The sequence below is a fragment of the Bradyrhizobium mercantei genome (assembly GCF_001982635.1).
GTDB classification, from domain to species: Bacteria; Pseudomonadota; Alphaproteobacteria; order Rhizobiales; family Xanthobacteraceae; genus Bradyrhizobium; species Bradyrhizobium mercantei.
In genome coordinates, this window is the sequence record NZ_MKFI01000001.1 from 1,363,817 (window position 1) to 1,383,674 (window position 19,858).

The 19,858-nt window shown below is 60.6% G+C and carries 17 protein-coding genes; all 17 read right to left on the minus strand.

Annotated elements, in window-relative coordinates; all coding sequences use genetic code 11:
• Positions 1-32: 32 nt before the first annotated feature.
• A complete protein-coding gene (locus tag BI327_RS06645; RefSeq protein ID WP_076858900.1) occupies positions 33-1,643 on the minus strand; it encodes a glycosyltransferase in 1,611 nt (536 codons plus the stop codon).
• Positions 1,643-2,773: a DegT/DnrJ/EryC1/StrS family aminotransferase gene (locus BI327_RS06650; protein WP_076858901.1), complete on the minus strand. Its 1,131-nt coding sequence runs from the start codon at positions 2,771-2,773 to the stop codon at positions 1,643-1,645. Before BI327_RS06650 ends, BI327_RS06645 begins: the two co-directional genes overlap by 1 nt.
• A gap of 94 nt (positions 2,774-2,867) precedes the next feature.
• Complete coding sequence (locus BI327_RS06655; RefSeq protein ID WP_083741941.1) at positions 2,868-4,022, minus strand: class I SAM-dependent methyltransferase; 1,155 nt, start codon at positions 4,020-4,022, stop codon at positions 2,868-2,870.
• A 50-nt stretch (positions 4,023-4,072) separates the two neighbouring features.
• Positions 4,073-5,128, minus strand: coding sequence for an ATP-grasp domain-containing protein (locus BI327_RS06660; protein ID WP_076858903.1), 1,056 nt, complete (start codon positions 5,126-5,128; stop codon positions 4,073-4,075).
• Positions 5,125-5,820, minus strand: coding sequence for a metallophosphoesterase family protein (locus tag BI327_RS06665; protein ID WP_076858904.1), 696 nt, complete (start codon positions 5,818-5,820; stop codon positions 5,125-5,127). The genes BI327_RS06660 and BI327_RS06665 overlap by 4 nt, the downstream gene beginning before the upstream one ends.
• Before the next feature lie 2 nt (positions 5,821-5,822).
• Positions 5,823-7,319, minus strand: a complete 1,497-nt coding sequence (locus tag BI327_RS06670; protein WP_159450411.1) for a hypothetical protein — start codon at positions 7,317-7,319, stop codon at positions 5,823-5,825.
• Positions 7,265-7,987 carry a class I SAM-dependent methyltransferase gene (locus BI327_RS06675; protein ID WP_083741942.1) on the minus strand — a complete coding sequence of 241 codons (723 nt, stop codon included), beginning with the start codon at positions 7,985-7,987 and terminating at the stop codon, positions 7,265-7,267. The genes BI327_RS06670 and BI327_RS06675 overlap by 55 nt, the downstream gene beginning before the upstream one ends.
• A complete protein-coding gene (locus BI327_RS06680) occupies positions 7,977-9,737 on the minus strand; it encodes an ABC transporter ATP-binding protein (RefSeq protein ID WP_076858907.1) in 1,761 nt (586 codons plus the stop codon). The genes BI327_RS06675 and BI327_RS06680 overlap by 11 nt, the downstream gene beginning before the upstream one ends.
• On the minus strand, positions 9,737-10,618 hold the full coding sequence (locus BI327_RS06685; RefSeq protein ID WP_076858908.1) for an ABC transporter permease: 882 nt from the start codon (positions 10,616-10,618) through the stop codon (positions 9,737-9,739). The genes BI327_RS06680 and BI327_RS06685 overlap by 1 nt, the downstream gene beginning before the upstream one ends.
• A 138-nt stretch (positions 10,619-10,756) precedes the next feature.
• Positions 10,757-12,628, minus strand: coding sequence for an asparagine synthase (glutamine-hydrolyzing) (gene asnB, locus BI327_RS06690; RefSeq protein WP_076858909.1), 1,872 nt, complete (start codon positions 12,626-12,628; stop codon positions 10,757-10,759).
• 36 nt (positions 12,629-12,664) lie between these two features.
• On the minus strand, positions 12,665-13,660 hold the full coding sequence (locus BI327_RS06695; protein WP_076858910.1) for an NAD-dependent epimerase/dehydratase family protein: 996 nt from the start codon (positions 13,658-13,660) through the stop codon (positions 12,665-12,667).
• Positions 13,661-13,664: 4 nt separating this feature from the next.
• Complete coding sequence (locus BI327_RS06700) at positions 13,665-14,258, minus strand: acyltransferase (protein ID WP_083741943.1); 594 nt, start codon at positions 14,256-14,258, stop codon at positions 13,665-13,667.
• Positions 14,255-15,193, minus strand: coding sequence for a Gfo/Idh/MocA family oxidoreductase (locus BI327_RS06705; RefSeq protein ID WP_076858911.1), 939 nt, complete (start codon positions 15,191-15,193; stop codon positions 14,255-14,257). Before BI327_RS06705 ends, BI327_RS06700 begins: the two co-directional genes overlap by 4 nt.
• Positions 15,194-15,306: 113 nt before the next feature.
• Positions 15,307-15,789, minus strand: coding sequence for a transcription termination/antitermination protein NusG (nusG, locus tag BI327_RS06710; RefSeq protein WP_245334725.1), 483 nt, complete (start codon positions 15,787-15,789; stop codon positions 15,307-15,309).
• A 20-nt stretch (positions 15,790-15,809) separates the two neighbouring features.
• Complete coding sequence (locus tag BI327_RS06715) at positions 15,810-16,406, minus strand: winged helix-turn-helix transcriptional regulator (protein ID WP_245334726.1); 597 nt, start codon at positions 16,404-16,406, stop codon at positions 15,810-15,812.
• A gap of 242 nt (positions 16,407-16,648) precedes the next feature.
• On the minus strand, positions 16,649-17,860 hold the full coding sequence (locus tag BI327_RS06720; protein ID WP_076858914.1) for a glycosyltransferase family 4 protein: 1,212 nt from the start codon (positions 17,858-17,860) through the stop codon (positions 16,649-16,651).
• A gap of 71 nt (positions 17,861-17,931) precedes the next feature.
• Positions 17,932-19,851 carry an asparagine synthase (glutamine-hydrolyzing) gene (gene asnB / locus BI327_RS06725; protein ID WP_083741944.1) on the minus strand — a complete coding sequence of 640 codons (1,920 nt, stop codon included), beginning with the start codon at positions 19,849-19,851 and terminating at the stop codon, positions 17,932-17,934.
• Positions 19,852-19,858: the final 7 nt, after the last annotated feature.

Genomic DNA, 19,858 nt, shown 5'->3' on the forward strand with positions numbered 1-19,858 from the left:
GTAGCGGATTTTATCGGATCTGGAGCCATCCGCTATGGGTCGACGTAGTGAGGAAAAGGCGGCGCCGATGCCCGTTGTTCTGCATGGTATTCCAGCTCTTCCTTGGAAAGCGGTTCGCACAATGGCGAGTCTGAAAATGACAACGGAAGCCCGGCGACCATGGCCTCCAGCAGCAGGCGGTAAACCTTCGACCATCTTTGCGACGATTGCGCCCTGATAAACCAGTCTCGCGTCTGCTCTCCAATGCGCCGGCACAACGCCCGGTCGCCGTAGAGAGCGGAGAGATGCCTTTCGACTTCCTGGCCGTTCTGCGCATCCAGCGTCGGCGGCGCTCCGACGTCGATGAGGGCATCATACTGCTCTCGCTCGATCCTCATGATGGTCGGCTTTCCGCAGGCCATCGCCTCGAGCCCCGAGGCGCCGTAATACCCCAGGACAAACTGTTCAATGACGACGTCCGCTGCACGAAGGTAGCGCACGAGCCTTTTCTTGCCGACGGTCGGCAGGAAAAGAACCCGGTCAAGCAGGCCCAGCTGCTTCACCTGGTTTCGCGCAGCCTCGAGATCATCGCCCCAACCGAGCACCAGCAGTCTTGCTTGCGGAGCCTGCGACGCGAAACGGACGAAGCCGTCGAGAGCGTGCTGAGCCCCCTTCCAGTAGCGGTCCATCCGCATCGAAGTCAGAACAAAGAAATCCCCTCCCACCCGGTCCCGCCATTCGGATCGAATGTCGGCGCTATCGCCGGGACTGTACACATCCTCATCGAGAGGCCACGGAACGTAGAGGAGATTATGCAGGCCGTAGCGGCGAGCGTGCGGGAGCGTAATCGGATTGGAGACGAGCGCCGCATATGAAGACGCGATCGACTTACGGGTCAGGATGCCAAGCGAATCATTCCGCGATGCTTCGAGCCAGATATCGCCGCCGGTCTGTCCAAACAGATAGGGACGGCCGGAGAAAAACCCGAGGTAGGGGCTCTGCGAAACCAGCAGGGCATCGTAGTGCGACAGCGCCGCGGCAGTCGGCAGATAGTACATGTATTCAGGCCAAAGAAGCAGCTGCTCCGGCGTTACGGTCGCCCTCTCGGCGTCCAGCAGAATGGGCTCCCAATTGGTATCCGTTTGATACCGATGCACCCAGTCCGGAAGCCTTGCCTGGAAAAGCCTCGCCGCCGGATTTTCTCCGAGCTCGGTGATCTCCCCATCAAAATCTTCCCACGCGGGCTGCGCAAATATGGAATCATCGTGCGGATGAAGCACGAGATCCACCTCCAGGTTTCGCCGTCTAAGCGGCGCCGCCCGCAGGTAGTTGACATTCGCCATGTTGCCGGCGAACGCATACCGGTTTTCCCTCTGCTTCAACTTCAAGGGAAATTGACGCAGCCATCGCCGCAGCCGCGTCTTTCTTTTGTGGGCCTGAAGTCGCTCCTCGAGCTGAGCCAGCTGCAACTTGCTGTAAGCCGCGAAGTGCCGGATATTGTCCGCCGTCATCCACGGATGCCGCCAGGGAGTGCGGTCAAAGCTGTGCCATTCGTCCTTTGGCATGGAGCCCTGACCGCCAAGCGCCCACCGCTCCTCCAGCGGCAGATTGCACTCAACCAGCGCCTTCTGCAGCGCCTCCCGCTCCGTCTGCGAGAGCGCCATCAATCCATAGCCCGCACGATTTGCACGACCATCTGCTGATCATCCTCTGTCATTCCAGGAAAAATCGGCAGCGTAATCGTCGTGTCCTCGGCGGTGACCGCGTTGGGGAACTGCTCCGGCTTCAAAGCATATTTGTTGACGTAGTATCCCAGGCGGTGAACCGCGTGGGTGCCGGGGCGGGTCTGGATCTTCTTGTCGGCGAGAGCGCTCATAAGAGCGTTGCGCCGCTTGCGTCCGCCTTCGAGCAGACGAATGACGTATGACTGGTACGCATGTCCTTCGACATCTCCGCCCAACGGGGTGACGATCGAATTCGCTCCCGCCAGCAATTCGGAGTATCGGCGTCCGAGACGCCGGCGCTCGGCCAGCAGACGATCGAGCTTGCCCATCTGCGCCACCCCGACGGCGGCCTGAATGTCCGACAAACGCAAGTTGAAGCCGAGATTGTCGAAGGTCGCCATGGTCCATGGGCCGTGCGGCTCGATCGACGCATCAGGGGCACCGGTGGAGCCATGGTTCCGTTGCGATCGCACGCGCTCGGCAAGATCATCGCGATTGGTGGTTACCGCTCCGCCCTCTCCGGTCGTGACCGCCTTGCGCGGGTGAAATGAAAAGCAGCCGATGTCGCCGATCGCCCCGACCGGCTTGCCCTTGTACGTCGTCCCGATCGCGCACGCGGCGTCCTCGATCACGGCGATGCCTCGAGGTTCTGCGATCGCCTTGATCTCGTCCATCGGCGCCGCAAGACCAAACAGATGGACCGCAACGATCGCCTTCGTGCGCGGCGTGATCGCGGCCAGCAACCGATCCGGGTCGAGGTTGAAGGTCGACAAATCGACGTCGACGAAGACCGGCTTCGCACCGACATATTCGGCACTGTGCGCGCTCGTCACCCACGTGAAAGCAGGAACGATCACCTCGTCTCCCGGCCCAAGCTTCAGGGCCAAGGTCGCCAAATGCAGCGCGGCGGTGCAGGACGTGCACGCGAGTGCGTGTTTGACACCGTGTTTTTCGGCAATGAGCCGCTCGAAGCGTTCCGTGAGCGGCCCCTGCGTCACCCATTTCGAGTTGAGGCACTCTCGCAGCAACGCAATTTCAGCTTCGTCGAAGCTCGGTTCTGTGATGTTCATTGGGTCGATACTCTCGATGCCTGGTCCCCGCACGCGGTCGACAACAACTGCCTGGAGTCCGGCGGGGAGCTAGAGGACAGGTCTTTGACGCGACTTAAGCCGAGTACACTTCCACTCCGTAAGGTACCAGCTTCGCTTTCACTTGATCGAAATAGACTGGACTGATCGCCAATGCCACGTGTCGAATTCCCAATTCCTTGATCTTGTCGAGACCGCCCACCGGCCGTCCGTGCAAGCCGCTGCCCCATGTGGAGCGGTTTTCATCGAGATAGGCTGCGATCTTCGCGCCGTCGAAGCCAAGGTAGAACGGCGCAAACAAGCCCGACGATCCCAGGCCAAAGATGGCAAACGGCTCCCCGGAGGCATCAGCTGCCTTGCGGCACTTGTCGATCGCGTCCATCGCGCTTTTGGCCACCAGCCCGTTTTGATCGACGATGCTCCGGTTCAGTTCGGCCACATCCACCATGTGCGGCTTCGCGCTACCGACCTTCCTTAGCAGAACAAAGATCGGCACACCTGCCTCTTTTGAAGACACCACATCAAATCCCGCGGCGTGCGCCAGCGCTTCCAATGTATGCAGCGTCAGCTTCGAAAGGTGATCTGCGCAAAACAGGTCGTTCGGGTTCTTCGCAAAATTTGGAACGCGAATGTAGAAATGCCCGTCCTCCTTGAGGCGCTGCTGCGCCCACTGCAACATGTCGAGCGGGTTTTCGACATGCTCCAGGACGCCCAAGGCCACGATCAGATCGAAGCTCCGCGCCTCGGCGTCGAAGTCCTTGTAGTCGCAACGCTTGAGCCGGGCCGCGGGAAACCGCTTCTGCAGCACGTCGAATGCCGAGCTCGGCTCGAACGCAGCCGCGCGCCAATCGCGGGATTCGTCGAGAAAATGCCCGAGGAAATCGCCCTTTCCGGCACCGATCTCCAGAACCGATCCGTCAGCCGGCAGATTGGTCATTTCCCTCAGAATCTGATGCGTGCGCTCGGCTTGAGAGATCGGAGCCGGACCCGAGAAGCTCTGGATTGCCGCATCCGGGCTCTTCATCATCAGATTGTAGCTATCCTTGTAGAAGGCTTCGGCCCGTCCCCTGGTCCCACCGGCGTTGAATATCAGGCCGCATCCGTTGCACAGCCGGTTGTCCAGCGATGCATCGCGAAGCACCATCATGTCGGACGTGATGCATGTGCCCGAAAAAGACGGGTAGATGTCGTCAAGCTGCGTCGATGTGCACACCGGACATTGCGCTGTCATAAGCCTACTCCTTGTTGATCCGCCGCCTTCGGTCGAGTTCAGAACGCCACTTAGCCGATCGCATGCTCTTGCAAGCCCCGCAGGACCATCATTTCCTTGTACGGAAACCGGACCGGGATGTTCTCTCCGTAGACGTCCCTTCGAACGAGAACGTCGGGTTCGTTGTATCCGGCCATCGCCCTCAGCGAGGTCGTTCCCGAAAACCTGGGATTGATCTCAAACGGAATCACGGCGCCGTCCACTAGACGACATTGCACGTTGATCGGAGCGCGCGGTGAAAGGGACCCGGCGATCTTCTCGCACGCATTTCGCACATCAGGCCAGTCGGCAATGTGCCCCTGAGAAATGCCGGTCGATATCACAAGGCGCGACCCGAGATCGGGACGGCCCGACCGGTTGGGAACCTGGGTACGGATCGTCAGGGCGTTGTTGATGACGCGCTTGATCGCAATCGAGTTGAGCAGGACGCCGTCCGCACCGAACAGCACGCCGACCGTATATTCGTCGTCGGAGGTTCCGATGTATTCCTGGATGATGAAGGTTTTGCAGGTTGCAAGCAGGTATCGCGAGAACGCCAGCAGTTCTTCGCGCGACTGAACGATGAAAACATTCGCCGAGCCGCCGCCACCCACCGATGGCTTGAGGATCGCCGGGAGGGTTTCCCATTGGTCGAGATCCGGCAACGCGCGGACTTCCATGAAGTTCGGCGTCGTAAATCCACACGAGGCCAGGTGAGCCATTGTCTTGGTCTTGTCCTGGCACACGTCAAGAACGCTCGGTGGATTTACCGGCACGTACAGGCCATCGGCCTCGAGTGCGGGTCTCGCCTGGCTCAGAACAGCCATCTCGGGTTCCGATCCATGAAAGACGGCAACGCACTTTTCCGACAGGGCCAGCGATCGCAGCTCGTCCAGATAGGCGGGGTCGTTGGCCCGCGGCAGCCGCACGAATTTATCGACCAGGTTTCGGTTGGCGCAGAGATCGCTGACGTCTGTGCCCACGATGTCGTATTCGATCTCGCCCAACCGGAGAGCCTTGAGTATCTGCTCGCCGTGCCCACCTCCGCCGATCCCCGTCAGCAGAACCTTTGCCCGCCTGCTCTTCAAGACTTTCCCTCACTCACTTCGAAATTGGCGCATCTCTCGAGCAGCGAAGCAACCGGCGGCGCCAGCGAGTAGCGCGACAGGATTCGACGGCACGGGCCCGAAATATCGAACCGGATGATCTTGGCGGCCCGCTCGTTTGCATCGAAGATGCAGACCGATCCCCGCAGGTCGCTTCCTCGCGGAAGGCCGCAGCTCCCTACATTGACAAAGAGCTTTTCCGCGTGCCGGCGCACGAAAGGATGGTGCGTATGTCCCATGAAGACGACATCCGCGTCGACCTCCGCAAAATCCGACAGGCTGCTGTCCGGATAGACATAGCCTTCCAGGGGGTCCTTCGGGCTGCCATGCACGAACAGCAGCGCTCCACGCTCATCGCGGACGGTCAGTTGCGACGGCCAGCTCCGGACAAAGTCGCGCTCATCGTCGCTCAGCAAGGCAAACGTCTCACGATGACGATAGATGGCATCGCGCTCCGCACTCGCGGCCTGCCGCACCAGCATGTCATCGTGATTTCCCTTCACGACCGGGATGCCGCTGGCCCGAAGTGCGCTGACAACTCCCGTCTCCGGGATATAGCCCACTGAATCTCCGAGAAAGTAGATCGCATCAGCTTTCGCATCCGCCAGGATGTTCAGCGCCAGCTCGAACGCTTCGACATTGCCATGCGCGTCGGACAGGATTCCGAGCCGCATATTCAAGCGCTCCGTCGACGGAAGATCGACGGCCAGGAGGACGGCCGGAAGAGCGCCGGCCGCGGGCCGGGCTCACGCTGCTCCGGACCAGCTTCGCCCTGCTCCGAACCAGGCGCGTGCTGTTCCGGACGCCGCTCGAACCATTCGAAGCATTCGCTCAGCGTCCATGGAACGAAGCCGTCCTCGACGAGCTTGCAAACTGCGCGATGCATTCCGCGGGTCTTATCGATATTCTCCGGGTGCAGATTGACGACAATCACCCCGGGGACCTCGCTGTTCCGGATATCGTCCGCTAGTCCGAGAATGCAATCCGCCGATTGATGATCATCCCAGCCGTGCACGAACACGACCCCGTCGCCGATGGCGGTCAGAATGCTCCAGTGGTCCGTCAGCTTGTCGTCGAGCAGAAGCTTCGCAGGCAGCAGCGAGCCATTGAGCATGCGACCGTCAAACCCGGGCAGATTGGAGCTACCGTTCACGCCGTGCGCGTTCCACGGCTTGGCATGCTCCCAGTAGCCGTCGTTCAGAAATCCATGGTTTCGGACAGTCCGCGTGTCCTCTCCCGTCAGCTGCTTGAACCACACCGCCTGCTCCGAGAACAGCGAGGCGTATTTGTGCGGCTCTTCGAGCGCATCGGGATGCAGGCCAAGCTCGACGGGCCCGCGCGACTTGAGTTCGCCCAAGGTCCCCGGTGTGTGCCTGGTGAGGGGGTGGAGAAAATACGTGACCGGCAGTGAACCGAGCGCGTCCCGCTGTTGACGATACCGATCCAGCCCCGCCTGATCGTCATCGCCGGTGATGACGATTGCCCCCTGCGCTCCATTCGGCAGCATTGGAAGCCTGGTCTCACCGCACAGACGCGCCAGCGCGTCCGCCAGGACCTCGCACCACCAGTCCGCATGCCGCTCGCGCGGACCTTCACCGGCGAGCTGACCTTCGAACAGATAGTTCGGCCGCTCGCCTGCAAAGCCCCACATGGGCTCGGTAGGCCGCTTGCTAGCGGCTTCGGGGTCCCCCTGACGATACCGAACGAGGTCAGACGCAAGATCGGTGCCTACGAAGATGATCGAAGCCGCATTATCCATCTGTCGATGGAGCCATACCGGTGCGCCGTCGCTATCTGATACCACGGACGTCCCAACTGCAGAATTGAATCGCAGATGCGGATGCAATGTCCGCAACCGCCTCCATGGCTTCGGTCCTGCAAGGTCCGCGCTGAGCACTGCGGGCGAACCCGCTCCGCTGTCATCGACCGTCGCCTCGAACGCCCGGACAAATCCCTTATCCGGAAGGACAGCCACCACTGTCGTCCCGCATTCGAGAGCTTTGCTTGCCAAACCCAGATCGGCCTCGGCGGCTCGATACAGAATGACTGGTGCATCCTTCCCGACTGCGCAACAGCCGAATATCTTCAGGTGGTGCGCTATCCAGTCACGGCCCGCATTCATCGACGTATCGCGGCTGCAACCACGTTCACGCGGTACCGAGCCGGCGTCCATCTGGATAATGCATCCTGAGCGGATATCGAGACAGGTCCATTGACGAGGTACCACCACAGAACGGGAAGAATTGGCGGAAAGAATCCGTAGGAGAATGTCGACGAAACATCGAAGCCCGAGGACCGAAGAAAGTCGGCAAGTTCCTGCTCTGAATAGGTGCTGACGGTGGCCGGATCGATATTCCTGCCCCGAACCAGGCGAAACAAGTTTGTCCGGTTGACCGACCGGACGAGCAGCCGCCCGCCCGGCTTTAGAACGCGAAAGATCTCTGCGAACGCCAGCTTGGGGTCCTTGAAGTAGAGCAATGCGCCAAGGCAGGCCACCGCATCAAAAGAACCATCGGGATAGCGAAGCTTTTCGGCAAAGACTCCTTCTTCCCATGTAACGTTGCAATGCTTGCTGATGATCTCCCAGGACGGAAACCGGTGCGGATCGGCTCCGACGACATCCCAGCCCAGGTTGGCAAGCAACGCCACATAACGCCCAGGCCCGCATCCGATCTCGAGTACGCGCCCCGGTCCCGATCCAAGCAAGTCACCGACGCATGCATAGTATGGATCCCTGGCCACAGCACGAGCGTAGCTCTGGTCGCTTGCCAGACGCGCGAGCTCGTCTCGCTGGTGCGCACGAACCTTGTCCCAGGACTTTTCGCTCAACTCAAATTTCATCGACCCTCACTGGGAACAGTTTTGCCACGACGCCGCAATCGAGGTCATGGTCTGATCGGTTGATCCGGAACGAGAGCGCGTTCACAAGACGCTGGAACACCTGCGAATAGGGATAGTTTTCCGGGAACTTCCAGCCGTCCGCCACATAGGCGTTGACGAAATACTCGCCGGCCCCAAACACATTGTCCTCAAACTTGAAAGTCACCCTGCGGCGGCCCTTGCCTTCGTAGATGTTGGCACCTGCCATTCCGGACGACTGCCAATAGACATAGGTGCCATCCATTCGGCTGATCTTGATGCCGACGTCGGCGACAGGGACGCTCTCGTTGAACTCGGTGTCGATGACGATTTCGAACCCTTCCCGCTCCATGACCGAATGCGCGGATTTTCCGGAGACACGCATTTCGACATGCGTAATTTCGACTTCACTCTTTGCCTGTTTGAGCAGACTTTCACGGAGTTGGAACGCGATTTCCTCGTCGGGCAACTGAATTTCGACGCGAAAGTCAAGCCGTTGCCAGCCGTCGTTCAGGTCGGTCTTTTTCAGCAGCGCCGCCTGCTTCCAGGCACCGGCACGAAGATCAAGCACTTCGACCGCAAGCGCCTCCGTCTCTTGCGAAGCAACGTCGAGCGACACGTTCAGAGCCGTGATTGCTGAGGGTGCGGCCAGCGCGAGTTCGTGGCCGATGACGATTTGCCCTCCCGGATTACGGCCCGAGGCACGCTGCAATATCCGGCACTCCGCGCCATACCGCTCGTGCAGTCGCCCCCATTCGCTCGACAGCAAATCGAGCGAGCCGCCACCATCAGCTTCATCCGACGCGATCGTCAGCGGAAGCTTGACGTCAAGCCCCGCGAGCTCGTTCACGATTCTCGCTTCCTTGACATAGTGCGTCGTGGAAAAGCGCAAGCCGTTTGACGGGACGATGCGAAGGCGCAACGCTTCCCCACCCATCTCGCCAGGGGACGGCTTGGATGACACAACCATCCCTGCCTGAATGGCCTTGCCTCTAGTCGCTTCGTCCTCGCTCCGACGATAGTCGAGCTCATACTTGGCCAACACCGACTGCGCATCTCCCGCTGCGCGAATGCCGCCGTTCTGCATCCAGATGACGTTGGAGCACATCTGCTGAACAGCGGCGATCGAGTGACTTACAAGCACGAAGGCTCGACCTCGCGCGCAGAATTCCTGCATGCGCCGGTGCGCCTTTGCGGCAAAGTACCCGTCACCCGTGCCGAGCACTTCATCGACGATGAGAATCTCCGGCTCCGTGGCTGTCGCGATTGCGAAAGAGAGACGCGCGCCCATGCCGGTCGAATATGTCTTGACCGGCTGATGAATGAACGCCCCCAGCTCCGTGAAATCAACGATATCTTCGATAGCTCGGCTGATCGCTGAGCGGGACATCCCCTGCAGAAGTAGGTTGAAGCGGATGTTTTCGAGCCCGCTCGAGCTTTCGTTCCACGCCGGCACCATGCTGAGCAGGGATGAAATTCTTCCATCCACGCGTACGCGTCCACTCGTGGGCGTCAGATTGCCTGCGATGACCTTGAGCAGCGTGCTTTTCCCCGCGCCGTTAGGCCCGACAATCCCAACACGCTCCCCCTCTCCAATCTTGAGGGAGACATCGCGAAGAGCCCAGAACTTGTCGTGCCGACGACCGCCGAATAGCGCTTCGCGCAGGACGTCGGTCGGCTTGCTGTACAGCTTGTAGGCGACACTCAGGCCCTCGACTGTGATTACACTCATCACAGGACCTTGCCGAAAGAAGGCTTCAGGGTTTGAAACAATCGATATCCCAGGCCAAAACAAGCCAGGGACATCAAAGCAAAGACGATCCAGGCGTATGGGTGTTCGAACCGCCCAAAGTAGAGGGTGTCCTGATAAACCCAGATGAACGCACTGAGGGGATTGAGTTGGATCACGGGTCGAAAGAGCGCAGGTGCCCAGCTAGGCAAATAAACGATCGGCAGCACATAGACGCCGGCCGATACCAGAACGACGGCGATATCCTTCATATCCCGGACAAACACACCGATTGCCGAGAGGGTCCAACCCAGTCCGATGAAAAACAATATGCTCAGCGCCAGGACGACGGGCAACAGAACGAAGGTCGGCGGCAGAGTGTGATAGCTTGCGAGGATGTAGATGGTGATGACCGAGATTCCCACCGCCCAAAACACCATCGCGATCAGCACATCCTTCACCACCAGTATCTCTGCCTGGAACGTGAATTGCTTAACGAGATTGGCGCTGCCGACTACCGATGCACATAGGCCAGGCAGCATGGCACTGAGCGTCAGCCACGGGACGAGCCCCGATAGAATGTACGTCGTATAGTCTCGCGGCAGTTCCAGGGTGCCGCCGATCCGCTGCTGAAAGACGACCCCGAAAATAAAGATGTAAACAGCCATCTGGAAGACGGGGTGACCGACGATCCAGAAAGCGCCGGCAAATTGACCCGCGTACCGCATCCGGAGTTCGCGCGACGCCATCGCCCCCGCCAAATTGCGGGTCGTCCACAGCAGATTGAGCGCGCTTGCCAAGTCGGCGATGAACCGCTTCGGGTGGAGCGCTGCGATAAATCCGATCCGATGCGATTGCGCATCGAGTTCGCTTTCGTATTCCATCAGAGACAAGCTTCCATAGACCGCTCAGGATTGCGCGATGGCAAAACGACCGCATGCTTCCCCTCCTTCCAAGTGACCATCGACGATCTGATGGCTGGAAGGAAATGATTCATTGTCTTGAGCCGTGCGCCCGAAGTTCTAGAAATGGCTTTCCATGATCTGCTCGAGATTGAGCAGAGACCAGATCAGCAGCCGCCTGTTTTCGCGACCCGCAAGATGGTCATCGACCAGGCCGCGAACGGTCTTGGCGTCCATCAGATCGTAGATGCGGGCGCTGTTGCTGAAGAGCCGGCGCTTCACGTACTCGATGCTCTCGCCCTTGAACCAGCTGGCGTCCGGCGCGGAGAATCCCTGCTTTTCGCGATCGGCCACTTCGCTCGGGATGTGGCGGCCCATCATCTTGCGAAGGATCAGCTTCCCGTCCTTTGTGCGCTCATAGTAGCGCTGCGCCTTGCCGCCGGGTTCGTTTTCGTTGAGGCCGACGACTTCCGTGAGATTTCCGAGCTTCATCCTGGCGGGCAGGCGCATCGAGAAATCGACGAGATCATTGTCGAGGAAGGGCACCCGGCTCTCGAGACCATGCGCCATGGCGAGCTTGTCCTCGACCACCAACAGACCGTTCAGGAACGTCTTGGCCTCGAAGTAGAGCGAGTGATTGACGTAATCCTCGGGACGGCGCAGCTCCGATGCGTGCTCCTTGAACACGCCGCGGAAGATGTCGATCGAGGACGTCTCCTTGGCCTCTTCCCACACCGGCGCCAGCAACTTCGGCATGATCCCGCTCGGAAGCATGCGCTGCCAGAAACCGAAGTATTTCTCGATGTAGTGGTCGAAATCGTCGTTCACCACCGCGCGGTAGTAGCGCCAGGGATAACCGCCAAACAGCTCGTCGCCTCCGGTCCCGGTCAGAACCACCTTGCCGAACTTGGACGCGAGCTTCGCCGCATAGAAATTCGGGTAGGACTGTCCGACCCTGGGCTCTTCGAGATGCCACGCGAGCCGCGGCAGCGCGCGCTCCATGTCGCCGGCCTTCAGGACCATCTCGTAGTGCTCGGTCTTGAACAGATACGACATATGCTCGGCCTTCGACCGCTCGTCGTATCCGAGCTCGACGCCCGAGGCCGAGTTGAGATCGAAGCCTACGGTAAAGGTGCGCATGAACGGCAGCTGGCCAGAGGCCAGCGCGGCAATCGAACCGGAATCCATTCCGCCCGAGAGATAGCAGCCCACCTCGACGTCGCTGATCAGCTGCCGGTTGACCGCCTGCCTGAACAGGCGATCGAGCTCCTCGATCGCGCCGTTCTCGTCGATGTCGTGCTCCGGCTCCTCGAAATGAAAGTCCCAATACTGCACCGGCTCGGCTATCTTGCCGCCCGGCGATATCTGCAGATAGCATCCCGCAGGCAGGAGCTTCACCCCGGCAAACAGGGTCCGCTCGCCAAAGAAATTCTGAAAGCTCAGGTATTCCGAGAGCCCTCTCACATCCATGCGCGGCTTGAACTCGGGAAGCGCCCGAAACGCCTTATGCTCCGAGGCGAACATGAACGTCTGGCCGACCTCGGCATAATAGACCGGCTTCACGCCGAACCGATCCCGGGCAAGGGTCAGCGTGCGTTCCTGATTGTCCCAGATGCCAAAGGCAAACATGCCATTGAACCTGAGCAGCGCGCCAAGCCCCCATTCGGCGAACGAATGCAGCAGGACCTCGCTGTCGCCGGACGAATTGAAGACGTGGCCCCTGGCCGAAAGCTCAACCTTCAATTCCTTGAAGTTGTAGATCTCGCCATTGTAGGTCAGCACAAACCGACCGTCGCGCGTCTCCATTGGCTGGCGCGACGCGTCGGTCAGATCGATGATCGACAGCCGACGATGACCAAGTCCGACGGGGCCGTTGCAGTAGTGGCCCTCCCCGTCCGGGCCACGATGGGCAATGATGTCGGTCATTGCCGTCAACGTGGTGATCGAAGCGGGGCGCCCGTCGCGATGCAGAATTCCGGCTATGCCGCACATGGATGCTGGCCGATCAGTTTGGGTTGAACCTGGAGCCTATATCTGCGCCTTGGCGCGCCGCTGATCGACCTCGTCGATATGGCTCTTGCGCCAATCGATCAGCCGACGCAGGCCTTCATCGAGATCGATGCCCGCGGTGAAGCCGATGTCCTGCTGCGCGAGCTTCGGCGAGCCGATGCGGTTGCGGACCAGCGTCGCCTGGCTGCGCGGCGCATAATTGATCGGCTGATTCGAACCGGTGAGGTTCAGCAGCTTCTCGGCGATCTCCTTCAACGACGTGCGCTTGCCGGTACCGACGTTGTAGAAACGGTCGGTCGCCTCCGCCCCCATCGCGCAGAGGTTGGCGCGCGCGCAATCCTCCACGGCGACGAAGTCGAACGCTTCGGAGCCATCGCCGAGGATCGTCGGCCCCTGGCCCTTATCGATCGCATCGAGCATCTTCATGATCACGGCGATATAGGCGCCGCGGTAATCCTGACGCGGCCCGTACACGTTCATGTATCGAAGACCGACATAGTCGAGGCCGTAGCGGAAGTGGTAGGCGCGAGCCATCGCCTCGCCGCAGATCTTCGTGGCGCCGTAGAAGTTCTTGTTGTTGAAGGGATGATCTTCCGTCATCGGTTCCTCGACGGCGTCGCCGTAGACCGACGCCGACGACGACCAGACCAGGCGCTTGACGCCGTTGCGCACGCAGCCGTCGAGCACGTTGAACATGCCCTTGACGTTGACCTCAAAGGCCGTGCGCGGGAATTCATGGCACTGCAGCAGCCACAGAGCGGCGAACTGGAAAACGCCGTCAGCCCCCTTCAGGGCGGAATCGAGGATGTCGGTCTGCGTGATGTCGCCGCCGGCCTCGAAGATCTTGACCCGGGGATCGCGCAGCGCGCCGGCGAGATTTTCATGCGTGCCACGCACGAAGTTGTCGTAAATCACGATCTCGCCGACGTCGGTCTTGGTCAGCTGATCGACTGCGTGCGACCCGATGAGCCCGGCCCCACCGATGACGACGAACTTCTTTCCGCGAATATCCATTTTTTCAGCCTTCGATTTCTACAAGCGTTTCGTTGCGTAGCTCATAACGGCGGTTGGTGCGTGGGCAAATGAGATCATCACCCAATCGCTCACCCGCCCTGCTCATCCAGCCGATCCGGCGGGCTGGATTGCCTGCCATCAGGGCGAAATTCGGAACGTCCTTTGTGATCACCGCGCCGGCGCCGATGAAGCAATATTCTCCGAGCGAATGCCCGCAGACGATGGTGGCATTGGCGCCGATGCTGGCGCCGCGCCCGATCGGCGTCTTGCGAAACTCATCCTTGCGCGAAACGTCGGCCCGCGGATTGTTCACGTTGGTGAAGACACAGCTCGGACCGCAAAACACGTCGTCCGCCAGTTCGACGCCGTCGTAGATCGAGACGTTGTTCTGGATCTTGCAGCCGTTTCCGACTTTGACGTTCGGACCGATCATGACGTTCTGCCCGATCGAGCAGTTCTCGCCGACGACCGTGCGCGACAGGATGTGACTGAAGTGCCAGATCTTGGTGCCGCGCCCGATCACGGCACCATCGTCGACGTAGCTCGACTGATGGATCGAGGCACCGGGAAAGCGCGGATCCTCGCGCATCTCGCTCATCGGTGCATCACCTTCTGGGCAAAGGCGTGGACGCCGTTGCTCCGGACGATCGGCGCGGTGCGGAACGTGGACACGATGTCGATCGAGGGGCGAACCTCGTCCAGGCCGAAACCGCGGCCTGCGATGATCTCCTCGTAGCTTCGCGTGTGCAGATCCGTGAAACCTTCCGAGAATTCGACCTCCTCACCATCGACGGTGATGGAGCGATATGTCGTCTTCTTGCCCTTCACGCCGTCCGGTAGATCGTTGCGGTCCAGCGACAGGAACCAGCTCACATCCGCGCGCTCGCATTCGAGCGAGCCGGCCGCCCGCTCCGCCTCGCGCAGGTGTGCCTCGTTGCGGCTGGCGGGCCCGAACACGAAGCTCAGCATGTCGAAGAAATGCACGCCGATATTGGTGGCCACGCCACCGGACTTGGGTTCGGCGCCCTTCCAGGAGGTGTGATACCAGCGGCCCCGCGACGTGATGTAGGTGAGCTCGACCTTGTGACGCTTGCCCGTGTTGGCGAAGCGATCGCGGAGCGCGATGATCGCGGGATGCAGACGCAGCTGCAGAATGGTGGAGATGCGCCGGCCGGTATCCCGCTCAACGGCGGCCAGCTCGTCGATGTCGCCGGGATTGAGAACCAGCGGCTTTTCGCAGATCACATCAACGCCCGACCGAAGCGCAAATCGGCAGTGCGCATCGTGAAGATAATTCGGCGAGCAAACGGTGACGTAGTCGATGGTCCGGCCGACCCTGCGCGACTGATCGACGTAGCGGTCAAACAGCTCGAACTCGGTGAAGAATTCCGCATCCGGAAAATGGCTGTCCATGATGCCCACGGAGTCGTTGGGATCATAGGCCACCGCGAGCTTGCCGCCGGTCTCGGCCATTGCCCTCATATGCCGCGGCGCGATGTAGCCAGCAGCGCCGATCAATGCATAGGTCGACATGAAACCTCCCTTTCGAAATCACGCTTGCTTCAGGCAAGCTACCGCACTTGGGGTGAATCGAACCTCCCCAAGTCGCACTTAAACGAATGCCTGCCAAACTGCGGCAGACAAATTCACGACGCGGCGAGCAGATCCGCCCCGACAAACACACGCACCTTCCGGCCCAGCAGATTCAAGAGAACCGCGACGCGGTCGTGATCGCTGACATCTTCCACGAGCGCAAGGCTGTCAACGAACGCGCCATCGACGATGCGCACTTGATCGCCCGGCGAGAAGGCCGGCCGACGCGCCAGTTCGATGAAGCCGCTGCGGTCCTCACGGACCTTCAATGCATCGATCACGCGGTCCTCGACCAGCGCCGGCCGGTCGCCGACGCAGACGAGATGCGACACACCGAGTGTCGACTGGATGGCGCGCCAGCGCTGGGCTGCGAGATCGATTGCGACAAAGAGGTAACGCGGAAACAGCGGCCGCGCCACGGTCTCCACCTTCCGGGCATGACTGCGACGCTTCAGATAACGCGGAAGATAGACCGAGTACCCCTGCTGCCCGAGGTTGATCGCCGCCTTGATCTCGGCATTGACCTGGGTCTGCACCACGTACCAGCTGGACGCCATCACACCGCCCCCTTGTGTTGGGGAGGACGCAGTCCGAGCAGGTCCGGCGCGAGTACCTTTTCCGGCCCGAAGCTGCTCACGGCCTGGTCGAACGCACTCGCGGCAGCGGTGAGATGGGTGACGACGACCGCATCGAACGGCTCATCGATCATTGCGTAGGACGGCACGACCTTGACGCCGATGAAGCGCGTTTCCGCCTCGTCCGGATCAACGATGGCGACGATGGAAACCGGCCCGTCGACCGCGCACAAAATGGCGATTTCGCACAGATCGGATTTGCCGGCGAGCACGACCCGTCTGAAGCCGAGCGCCTGAGCACGATCGAATATCCTGCCGTACTCCTCCTTCGCCTTGCGAAACAGCGAGAAGGACGACGAAAGGAATTGCACCGTCAGCCGCGATTTTTCGGAGAACCCCTGGGGCGTCAGATAGTAGGCATATCGGCGCGCCGGCGCTTGTCCGACCTTCACGAAGCCCTTCTTGACCGCGCGCTTCAGGTACGCGTTGACGAGGCCAAGCGCGACGCCGAGTTCGGCCGCGATGCGCCGCTGCGATCGCGCGCCATCCTCCTCAACGGAGGTGAGCAGACCGAGCACCAGCCGATCGCTGTCGTTCTCGCCTGTCGGTAGGATGCTCGCCATCTCGCCTTTTCCCCTGGGGGAGGCTGGTAGCGCGTTCACACAATGAACGTCAAGCAAAATTGTTCACGCGATGAACGCGTCAACGCACTGATTTGTATCGTATTTTTGTTCCGTCGCCTGTGGCAAGACGGTCACAGATCACACAGGATCACGTGGTCGAGGCCTACTCAGGTTGAGCCAGGTCTAGGGAGCCAAGTCTAGGGAGTTAGGTGAGCCAGGTACCGCGCGGCGAGCACGGAGTAGCTATATCGCTGCGCCACCGCGATCCGTTCGCTCTGTGGACGTGTCGGGCCGTCCAGTGCGGCGACAAGAGATTTGGCGAGCACGGCAGGATCATCCGGCTCGCATCGCGAGGTCACCAGGTCTTCGAGCCCGGCAAGCGCCCGCTCCTCGCAGGCAATGACGCTGCGCGCTGCAAACAGGCAGTAGTCGAACAGCTTGTTCGGACTGATGCCATGGTGATAGAGCGCGTTCTTGTGGAAGGATACCACCGCGCAATCGGATGCGTGCAGCATCCCGTGCACGATCGATCGATCGACCTCATCCTGGAATTCCAAATTCGCAAGCCCTGCCGCGCGCTGCTTCAGCTCGGTCCGCGACGTGCCGGAGCCGATGAGGACGAAGTAGATCTCGGGATTCGTCCTGCCCAGCGCCATGGCGGCATCGATGATGACCTCCATGGCGTTGGGCGGGCCCATACCGCCTGCGTAGAGCACGACCCGCCGGCCCAGCCGCTTCATTGCATTGATGCGATCGATGAACTCGTGATTGAGATTCTGAATATCTTGCGCGCTTTGAATTTCGGCGTCGGAGACCCCGTTGGGTATCCACAGAAACCGGCTGGCCGGCAAACCGCGCGCACGCATATGGGGCTCCGCCCCTGCCAACAGGCATACAACACGCTCCGCGACGCGATAGGCCGCCCGCTCCTTCCAGCCGAGCGCCTTCATCAGCGGATGCCATGCCGGAGTCATCCCGAGCGATATGATACTCTCCGGCCACAAATCACGAATTTCGACCCAGAACCTGGCGCCAAATCGCTGCGCGACCTGATGCGCCGCCGAAATGAAAAACAGATGGGGGCTCGAGGCGATCACAAGGTCCGGTGCGCCAAACTGCCCGGCTATCGCGGCCGAACCCTCGCGAAGGCGCGGCCCGAACGACAGATTGTTCCGAAGCCTGCCGACGCTGCCTTGGCCGTAGCGCGGGGTATCGAGAAACCAGAAGTCGACGCCGTTGATGCGGCTCGGCCCGGGAGCCCGCGGCTCCCTGTGCAGATGATGGAAGCCCGCGCTGACCACCACCACGCGATGCCCCATTTTTCCCCAGGCGTCGGCCAGCCAGAACGGCCGCCAGTGGCGGCCGAGGCCCGGCCCTCCGGCGAAGGGATGCAACAGCCAGATATTCATCCATCAACTCAAAGAAGAGACCGACAAGACGGCAATGACGACGGCCAGGCCAAGGCGAGAACGCGAAACCTTCATGGCGCCTGGACCTGGAATCGCTCACCCCAGAGCGCAACGCAATAGAGCCTCCAGCGCATTCCGAGATCGAGCCGGTGAAATTTCTTCTTGAGCATCGGCATGTCGACATAGCGGGCCAAGAGCTCGCTGGCGATCACCCGGTCGTACATCGCGGCCGAATGCCGCGTCAGCCATAGCTGATCCGGTGCGGCAAAACCGATCTTGTCCTTTCGCCAGGTGATGCGGGATGGCAGAAGATCATTCATGGCCATGCGCAGCGGCCACTTCGCCCAGCCCTTGTTCAGCTTGATGCGCGTCGGAAGCGCCAGCGCAAATTCGACGAAGCGATAATCGAGAAACGGCAGTCGCGTTTCGATGCCAAACCGCATGGAATTCTTGTCTTCGAACCGCAACAGCATCGGCAGATTGGTTTCCGTGATCTCCAGAAACTGCATGCCCTGCGCATCTTTGGTGGCCCGCGCGAAGCGGCGAAGCGGCTCCGGCAGGCCGGGATTCTTCAGGAAAGCATAGCGCCAGCGATAGTAGGCTCCGCGCAGCCCCGCTGAGCTCGCCCCGAACAAGTACATCAGCAATCGCCGGTACGAAACACCGGCTTGCGTCGCGGCACGGAAGGCCCGAAGAAATCCACGCACACCGGCGCTGCGAAAATGGTCGAGCAGCCAGGCGGCATAGTAGCGATGATACCCGAGCAGCGTCTCATCACCGCCCTGGCCGTCGAGAAGCACGATCACGCCGTTCGATCGCGCGGACTTCATCACCTCGTGCTGCATCATGATCGAAGGGCCGGCGAATGGCTCCTCCTGGACCTCCAGCAAGGCTTCCGCGGTCGACGCGAAGTCTTCATAGCCGGGCTTCGTGCGCAACCAGTTCAGTTCCGATTTCGCCGCCACTTCAGCCGCATAGGCTTCTTCATTGTTGCTCTCCTGCTCACTCACCGCGGTGATGGCAAAGAAGCGCTCGTTGGAGCCTTGCGCATACCGTCTCGCCGCGAGCGTCGCGACGCTCGAACTGTCCAGTCCGCCGGACAGGCAGGTTCCGACGCGAACGTCGGAGCGGAGGCGCAGACGTATCGCGTCGTCCAGGAGCTCCCGCAGCAATCCGGCTGAACTTTTTTCATCGGTTGCAGGCTGGCGCGGCGCGAGCGAATAGTAGCGTTCGATCTCGGACTTGCCCGTCGCTATGTCGAGGCGCATCCAATGTCCGGGCGGCAGCTTGTCGATGCCCTTGAAGAAGGTTCGACTGGTATGATCGGTCAGGCCGCACACAAGGAAATCGTTGACCAGATCGTCATCCGCGACCGGGCGCTCGATCAACGGAAGCAGTTGCCGGATTTCCGAGCCGAACGCGAACTGAGTGGCGGTGTCGACATAGTAGAACGGCTTGACGCCGAACCGATCGCGGGCACAGAACAGTGTATTGTCGCGCTCGTCGTGGATCGCAAACGACCACATGCCGTTGAAGCGCTCGAGGCATTTCGTGCCCCAGCAGATATAGGCCGCGAGCAGCACCTCAGTGTCCGAGGCGGTGAAGAAGGCGTAGCCGAGCGACTCGAGCTCGGTGCGGAGCTCGAGATAATTGTAGATCTCGCCGTTGTAGGTGATCCAGACCGGGAAGCGCCGATCGCGCATCGGCTGCGCACCGTCGTCGGTCAGATCGATGATCGCCAGCCGGCGGTGCCCGAGCCCGACATTGCCGTTGACCCTCACTCCGCGCCCATCCGGTCCACGGTGAGCCACGAGATCAGTCAACTGGTCCACCCGGCGGGCATCGACGGATCCGGTCTTATCTACGAGGCCGAATATGCCGCACACGAAATGCCTATCCAGATTGGTTCGATCACGCGGCTCGATATGACCGCCGCCTCGGATGATGTGCGCAATGATACCAGGTGCCGCCCTCTTAGCCCGTTCATGCATTGAACGT

Bases quoted from the DNA above. Each gene is read 5' to 3' on its own strand.
- BI327_RS06645 (WP_076858900.1), bottom strand. From the start codon at position 1,643: ATGGCGCTCTCGCAGACGGAGCGGGAGGCGCTGCAGAAGGCGCTGGTT.
- BI327_RS06650 (WP_076858901.1), bottom strand. From the start codon at position 2,773: ATGAACATCACAGAACCGAGCTTCGACGAAGCTGAAATTGCGTTGCTG.
- BI327_RS06655 (WP_083741941.1), bottom strand. From the start codon at position 4,022: ATGACAGCGCAATGTCCGGTGTGCACATCGACGCAGCTTGACGACATC.
- BI327_RS06665 (WP_076858904.1), bottom strand. From the start codon at position 5,820: ATGCGGCTCGGAATCCTGTCCGACGCGCATGGCAATGTCGAAGCGTTC.
- BI327_RS06670 (WP_159450411.1), bottom strand. From the start codon at position 7,319: ATGGACGCCGGCTCGGTACCGCGTGAACGTGGTTGCAGCCGCGATACG.
- BI327_RS06675 (WP_083741942.1), bottom strand. From the start codon at position 7,987: ATGAAATTTGAGTTGAGCGAAAAGTCCTGGGACAAGGTTCGTGCGCAC.
- BI327_RS06680 (WP_076858907.1), bottom strand. From the start codon at position 9,737: ATGAGTGTAATCACAGTCGAGGGCCTGAGTGTCGCCTACAAGCTGTAC.
- BI327_RS06685 (WP_076858908.1), bottom strand. From the start codon at position 10,618: ATGGAATACGAAAGCGAACTCGATGCGCAATCGCATCGGATCGGATTT.
- asnB (WP_076858909.1), bottom strand. From the start codon at position 12,628: ATGTGCGGCATAGCCGGAATTCTGCATCGCGACGGGCGCCCCGCTTCG.
- BI327_RS06695 (WP_076858910.1), bottom strand. From the start codon at position 13,660: ATGGATATTCGCGGAAAGAAGTTCGTCGTCATCGGTGGGGCCGGGCTC.
- BI327_RS06700 (WP_083741943.1), bottom strand. From the start codon at position 14,258: ATGAGCGAGATGCGCGAGGATCCGCGCTTTCCCGGTGCCTCGATCCAT.
- BI327_RS06705 (WP_076858911.1), bottom strand. From the start codon at position 15,193: ATGTCGACCTATGCATTGATCGGCGCTGCTGGCTACATCGCGCCGCGG.
- BI327_RS06720 (WP_076858914.1), bottom strand. From the start codon at position 17,860: ATGAATATCTGGCTGTTGCATCCCTTCGCCGGAGGGCCGGGCCTCGGC.
- asnB (WP_083741944.1), bottom strand. From the start codon at position 19,851: ATGCATGAACGGGCTAAGAGGGCGGCACCTGGTATCATTGCGCACATC.